We start from the raw sequence: 6513 nt of genomic DNA, 5'->3' as shown, positions 1-6513 counted from the left end.
CTTTGGTGCCCTGAATAAATTCAATCAGATTAAATTCTTTATTACTTAATTTTAGCTGACCTGCCTTAATTTTTGATAAATCGAGTAGATCGTTAATTAATGCCGTGAGGTTATCACCTGAAAACTTGAGTGTTTGCAGCATCTTCCGCTGATCTTCCCGCGGGTTGCTCTGTAACATCAGATGTGTCATTCCCAGTACAGCATTTAGCGGGGTACGTATTTCGTGACTAATTTCAGATAAGAACTTCTCGCGCGCGCTAATTGATTCTTGAGCAGAATATCGCTGTAATTTTATCTCCTGCTCTTTACGATCAGTAATATCCACAATGCGTAGCACAACTATATTTTCCTGAGATACTGATCCATCTATCATGGGTTTGATGGTTGTATTTCCCCAGAATGAACGCCCCTGACGCGTAATGTACTGAATATCTTGAGTAGCAAACTTTGCTTCATGATTGAAAAACAGTCGTAACTGACCAGTTACTTGAGCGTCCCATAGTGAGAAGAAATCAGTTCCTACCAGCTGGGAACGATCTTCTTGAAGAAGGACACTAGCTGAAGAGTTAGCTTCAATGATAGACAAATCGGAATACTTGAGCAGAAATACCGCATCGGGTAAGTGATCAAGAACTACTTGAAATAACTTCGGATCAGTAAAACTCATTGTGTGTAAAGTAATAACCAAAGTGGTAGGTCCACCGCCTTCATCAATTGTTTTAGGAGCTATATCAAAAGGTTGATATGTATTATCTTTTTTCTTAACTAAACATACTACATTAGGTACAGGTTGAGAAAAAGCTGTTGCTATCTGCTCTTTTACAGCCACCTGAGCATCATGATGGATTAACGCCACTATATTCTGACCTTGCAATTCGTCGGCTGCATACCCTAAAGCTTCTTCTGCTTCTGAGCTGATGTTGCGAATAGTTAAATCTTGATTTAAGAAGAGATTAGCGCGTTCTTGTAGGTTTTCCGTTGGATCAACATAAGCAGACTGCGGTAAGCTTTGTTCACCGACCGTCGGTAGCCAAGCTTGATTTTCTTCATAGTCACCCAACTCTTGCCACCGAATAACGATGCACACCATTTGACCATGATCGTTGAAGAAACGGTGGACAGTAGCATCAATTGACCGAAATGACTCAAGCGACTGAAGGATACGTAGCTGGATGCTACTCACTGAGGTAGTATCACCTTGCCGGCTTGGGGTCGTCAAAAGTTTAGCATGGTCATCAGAGTGAACCACTGAAAATAATGATAACGAGTTGTCGGGTGCTACATCCAGTAGCTCTTTAATGCTTTGGCTGATATAGTATATATGATAGTTAGTATCAGCTAAAATGAGTTCTTCTCGTGTTTTAGTAGGCGTCAGTATGTTTGTTTCCACCAAGGAAATCCGTTCGTTAGCGACTATTTGATACAGTTGACTGTTTTCTTCAAAAATTCTTGTAATAAAATTAGTAATCTTTACCGGTTCCCCACTCTTTTTATGAGCAAAATAGTAATACTTAGAAAACTGTACTCTGTTTCGGGTATCTTTCTCTATTGCCAAAGCAACCGCTGGACGATAAGATACCTCTAAAAATTGCAAAAAGCCGTTGCTAGTGTAGTAGTCACTCAGTGAATGTCCTAACTGATAATATGCCTGGTTACTTACGTAAGTACAATTAAAATCAGCATCGTATACTGATACAATGTCAGGTGAATGATCGATGATTGTTTTATAGAACCTTACTGACTCGGGAGTAGCTTTCGTTTTAGTAGCTATTTCCAATATCACTATAAATATATCTTCCTGTGAAGTGGAAGTACGGCTTAACCAAAAATGAGTCAGAATTTGACTATAATTAGCCTCAATAATTCCTCTAAAATTTAAGGTAGTTGAATAGGGTGATTCTTTTTGGCTGAGAAGCTTCCGAAGAACTGCTTCTGTATCGGGTGATACTAAGGAATAAATTAGAATAGCATTAGTGATACCTACTTCTTGGAAATACGTAGATGCTACAGCATTAAGAAAAAGAAGCTCTCCCCGCTCGCTTAGCAGCAATACAGCATCTTTTTCTTCATTTAGCAAGCGACCAACCCTTTCTTTTATCATAAAAAAAGTAAGTTAAATACAAATATACAAAAAATATCACTAATGTAAGATTTGTATTAATATTTTAATTTTTTTACGTCATGTGTTTAAACGCTATTTCTTTGTGGTATAAAGAAGAGGGCATGATTATTAGGAAGAAGTTAAATTCTGAAATTGTGTATACTTTGTTGGCAAATAGTTAAGTTTGTGACTATGAGTTGGTCTGGACAAATGAATTTATCTGTGGCTGAACGTATCGCCCGGATGTACTTAAACATTGGAGTAGTAAAGCTTAATGCTGAGCAACCGTACACCTGGAGTTCGGGATGGAAGTCTCCGATTTACTGTGATGGGCGAATAGCCCTATCGTATCCGGATACTCGGACTTATATTAAGCACGAGTTGGCGGAAGTGATCAGGAAAAGATTTCAGGGTACTGAAGCTATTGCGGGAGTAGCCACGGCAGGCATTGCTCAAGGAGCACTAGTAGCTGATGCGCTTGACTTACCATTTCTCTACGTGCGGCCTAAGCCTAAAGCCCACGGTATGACTAATATGGTGGAGGGAGAAATTACTCCAGGCCAAAAGGTAGTCCTTATTGAAGACCTGGTATCTACTGGGGGAAGTTCAGCCAAGGCAGCCGCAGCCCTAGATATTTCAGGATTTGAAATAATGGGCCTAATCTCTATTTTCACCTACGGTTTCGATCAGGCCCAAGAGCTATTTGCTAATGCAGAAATACCGTTCTTCTCGCTTTGTAATTATGATATTTTACTTAAAGAAGCAGTAGAGCAACGTCTGATCTCGGCTAGTAGCTTAACTTCTTTACAGAGCTGGCGCAAATCTCCCGCCGACTGGCAGGGGTAACATTGCCTACAGTTGAAAAGTCCAGACCGGACGTTTGGCATGATTTACTATATCTTCAGCAATACTACCACTCAATAAGCGGCCAATTCCGGTGCGACCGTGCGTACCCAAAGCAATCATATCGGCATTAATATCATCGGCAAAGTAAATAATACCGTCTTCTTCCGGATCATCGTTATACACATTCATTGTGTAGTTTTCTAGCTGATGCTGTTCAGCAAACTCTTTCATAGCTTTTTTGTAGTAACGGTCATTTTCAAAGTTACTAGGGGTATTTACACTCACCATGTGAATGGTAGCATCAAATAGGTTTTGTAAATCACTTAGTTGTTGAACTAGCTTAGAATGATCGCCCCGAAAGTTAGTAGCAAACGCAATATTCTTAATTTCGCTGGTCTTTACTGGATTTTTTACGGTTAGCACTGGGCAATCGGCACGGCGCACCACTTTTTCGGTATTAGACCCCACAAATATTTCCTCTAGGCCAGAAGAGCCTTTAGACCCTATCACTACTAAATCTACTTGATGTTCTGTAATGGTTCGGGAGATATGTTCAAATGGATGACCTACTTCTACTACTCCTTCCAGCTTGATATTAGCATATTTACCTTCAGCAGCCATTTCGTCAAATTTTTTCTTCGCGGCTTCTATCAACTGAACAAAGTATAGATTATCCTGGGCATTAGGAGTGCTTACTTCTCCCATAGCACTGAATGATGAGCCATGAGGGGCTTCTACTACATTGAGGAGCTGCACTTTAGCGTTGCTTTTTTGAGCGAGTCCTGCCGCTAAATCTAGCGCGTAGGTAGCTTGATCGGAAAAATCAGTAGGGACTAAAATAGTTTTCATAACAAAGTATTTTGAAGAGTGGAAGAATTCTTTACTATTTCACCGGTAGTATACGAAAAATACGAACATTTCTGCCGAGAAATTTTTAATTTTCTTTAGAGTAGGTGGCCTATTCCAAATGTAAGCACGTAAATTAAGGTAGATAAAGCTAGTTGTTTTAAGTAGGGGTCTAGCTCGGCAGCCTTAGTTTTAGTTTGCACGGCTATTCCATTTTTCACGAGCAAAGGAACACTAAGGAGGAATATCCACTGATAGGCAGTATTATACGAGAGCAACACATAAACTACTGAACAAAGAATACCTAACGACAGCAACAACCAATGATAGACTACGGCACGGTTACGCCCCAAGCGTACCGGAATAGATCTTTTACCTGCCAATGAGTCAGTTTTAATGTCCCGAATATTATTCACATTGAGTACGGCTACTGATAATAGTCCGCAGCTTAGGGCGGGTAATATGGTAAGCGAATCAAAAAAAGTAGCATGCAAGTAAAATGAACCCATTACTCCTACTAGCCCGAAAAAAATTAGTACGGAAATATCGCCCAAACCGGCATAGCCGTAAGGTTTTCGGCCAGCCGTATAGGTAATTGCAGCCGCGATTGCTAATAAGCCTAACAGCAGAAATATGATAAGCACCAGCGTATTCCAACGAATACTAATGAGCAATAATGCAACCCCACTAACGAACGATAGCAGTGCAAATATGCTCATTGCTCGGCGCATGGCAGCGGGAGATATTGCCCCCGATTGCACCGCCCGCTGGGGTCCTTCCCGACCACTACCGTCGGCCCCGTGAATGGAGTCGCCATAATCATTGGCAAAATTAGAGAGCACTTGTAGGAAAATAGTTGTCAGTACCGTGAGCACCAGCACTTCCCACCGAAAATGACCCGCTGAAGCGGCCAAAAACGCTCCCATTCCAATGGATGCCAGCGCCAAAGGCAATGTACGAGGACGAGCCGCTTCAATCCAATCACGCATACTTAGCTCAATGATCGTTTGTAGGGGAAATGAGAAACCGGAGTCCGGAGACTGAAGGCTGGAAGAATAATCAAACCTATAGTCACTGTCTTATTCTTTTCTTTCATATTCCTTTGGATCTTTACCTTTTTCGGTCTTCCGACTCTGGCCTCCATCGTTTTACATTTGCTTAGGAGCTTGAATACCTAACAAACCTAGTCCCAGAGAAATGGTTTGTGCTACGGCTGATGATAGCGCTACCCGAAAAGCTACTTTTTCGGCATTCTTCTCAGCAAAAATGGATACCTCAGTATAAAAGCGATTGTAGGCTTTAGCTAACTCAAACACATACTGAGCAATTACAGAAGGGGCGTACTCCGTTCCAGCCAATTGAACTTTCTGCGGGAAGGCCGCGAGAATTTCTATTACTTCCTGTTCAGAAGAATGAATTTCTTGCAAAGAGTCAGGCACTTCGTGAGTGATTCCATCGCGCTTCGCTTTTTGTAAGATAGCCGAAACTCGAGCGTGAGTATACTGAATGAAAGGAGCCGTATCCCCCTGAAGCTGCACCGATTCCTCTGGGTTAAATAACATTCGCTTCTTGGGATCTACTTTTAGCAGAAAGTATTTGACAGCTCCTAACCCTAGCATTTGAAATAGTTCTTCGGCTTGAGAGGAAGTTAGTTCTTCAATTTTACCCAGTGCCTCCGTCTTTTCCCGAGCTTGCTGGATTACTTCGTCAATCAAATCATCAGCATCCACCACCGTTCCCTCTCGTGATTTCATCTTGCCAGAAGGAAGGTCTACCATTCCGTAGGATAAATGAAACAAACCATCGGCGTAAGGACGACCCAACCGCTTTAAAATAGAAAATAGCACTTTGAAGTGGTAGTTTTGCTCATTACCAACTACGTATATTAGCTGGTTGAAAGGCCAATCGTGGTACCGCAGTTCAGCAGTACCCAAATCCTGCGTCATGTATACCGAGGTGCCATCGCCTCGTAGTACTAGTTTTTCATCTAGCTTCTCATCGCTTAAATCAATCCAAACTGAGTTATTCTCCTTCTGATAAAAGACCTTCTTTTCCAGTCCCTCTTCCACAATATCTTTTCCCAGCAAATATGTATCTGATTCGTAATAGAATTGATCAAATGAAACTCCAATTTTTTGATAGGTGGCATCAAACCCTTCGTACACCCAACTGTTCATTTTTTTCCACAAAGCCACCGTTTCGGAATCACCCTGCTCCCACTGTTTTAGCATTTCTTGAGCCTCTTTTATTAGAGGAGCTTCTCTTTTTGCCGATTCTTCGTCCTGCCCCGCCTCTTGAAGTTCTTTTACTTGCTTTTTGTAGTGCTTATCAAACTCTACATAGTACTTTCCTACCAGATGATCGCCTTTGATTTTAGCCGATTCAGGGGTTTCGCCCTGACCAAATTTTTGGTAGGCCAGCATTGATTTACAAATATGGATGCCTCGGTCGTTTATAATATTAACTTTATGCACGGCGTAACCATTGGCGTGCAGAATTTTTGTCATAGCATCGCCCAGAAAATTATTTCGTAGGTGGCCTAAGTGCAGTGGTTTATTGGTATTAGGAGAAGAAAACTCAATCATTACCTTCTTCGCATTGTCAGGCTGAAATCCGTAGGGTTGTTCCGATTGATACTGCTGAAGAATTGATTGAAGAACACTAACCCATACTGAATCGGCTAATTCTATATTCAAAAAGCCTTTCACTACGTTAAAGTC

General features: G+C 41.4%; 5 protein-coding genes. 1 reads left to right on the top strand and 4 read right to left on the bottom strand.

Annotated elements, in window-relative coordinates:
- A partial coding sequence (locus WBA23_RS25280; RefSeq protein ID WP_424585060.1) for a PAS domain-containing protein occupies positions 1–2101 on the bottom strand: 2101 nt, incomplete at its 3' end.
- A gap of 192 nt (positions 2102–2293) precedes the next feature.
- Here WBA23_RS25280 and pyrE point away from each other — a divergent pair.
- Complete coding sequence (gene pyrE / locus WBA23_RS25275; RefSeq protein ID WP_424585059.1) at positions 2294–2947, top strand: orotate phosphoribosyltransferase; 654 nt, start codon at positions 2294–2296, stop codon at positions 2945–2947.
- A 6-nt stretch (positions 2948–2953) separates the two neighbouring features.
- Here pyrE and WBA23_RS25270 read toward each other — a convergent pair whose 3' ends face one another.
- From WBA23_RS25270 to argS, 3 genes are all read right to left on the bottom strand, one after another.
- Entirely contained in the window at positions 2954–3796 is an 843-nt protein-coding gene (locus WBA23_RS25270) for a universal stress protein (RefSeq protein WP_424585058.1), read from the bottom strand.
- A 95-nt stretch (positions 3797–3891) separates the two neighbouring features.
- The gene (locus WBA23_RS25265; RefSeq protein WP_424585057.1) at positions 3892–4782 is read right to left on the bottom strand and encodes a 1,4-dihydroxy-2-naphthoate polyprenyltransferase; all 891 of its coding nucleotides are present in this window, start codon (positions 4780–4782) and stop codon (positions 3892–3894) included.
- Positions 4783–4941: 159 nt separating this feature from the next.
- On the bottom strand, positions 4942–6513 hold a 1572-nt coding region (gene argS / locus WBA23_RS25260), incomplete at its 5' end, for an arginine--tRNA ligase (protein WP_424585056.1).

The organism is Tunicatimonas sp. (assembly GCF_049647865.1).
Classification (GTDB): Bacteria; Bacteroidota; Bacteroidia; order Cytophagales; family Cyclobacteriaceae; genus Tunicatimonas.
This window is presented reverse-complemented; position numbering and strand designations above follow the sequence as displayed.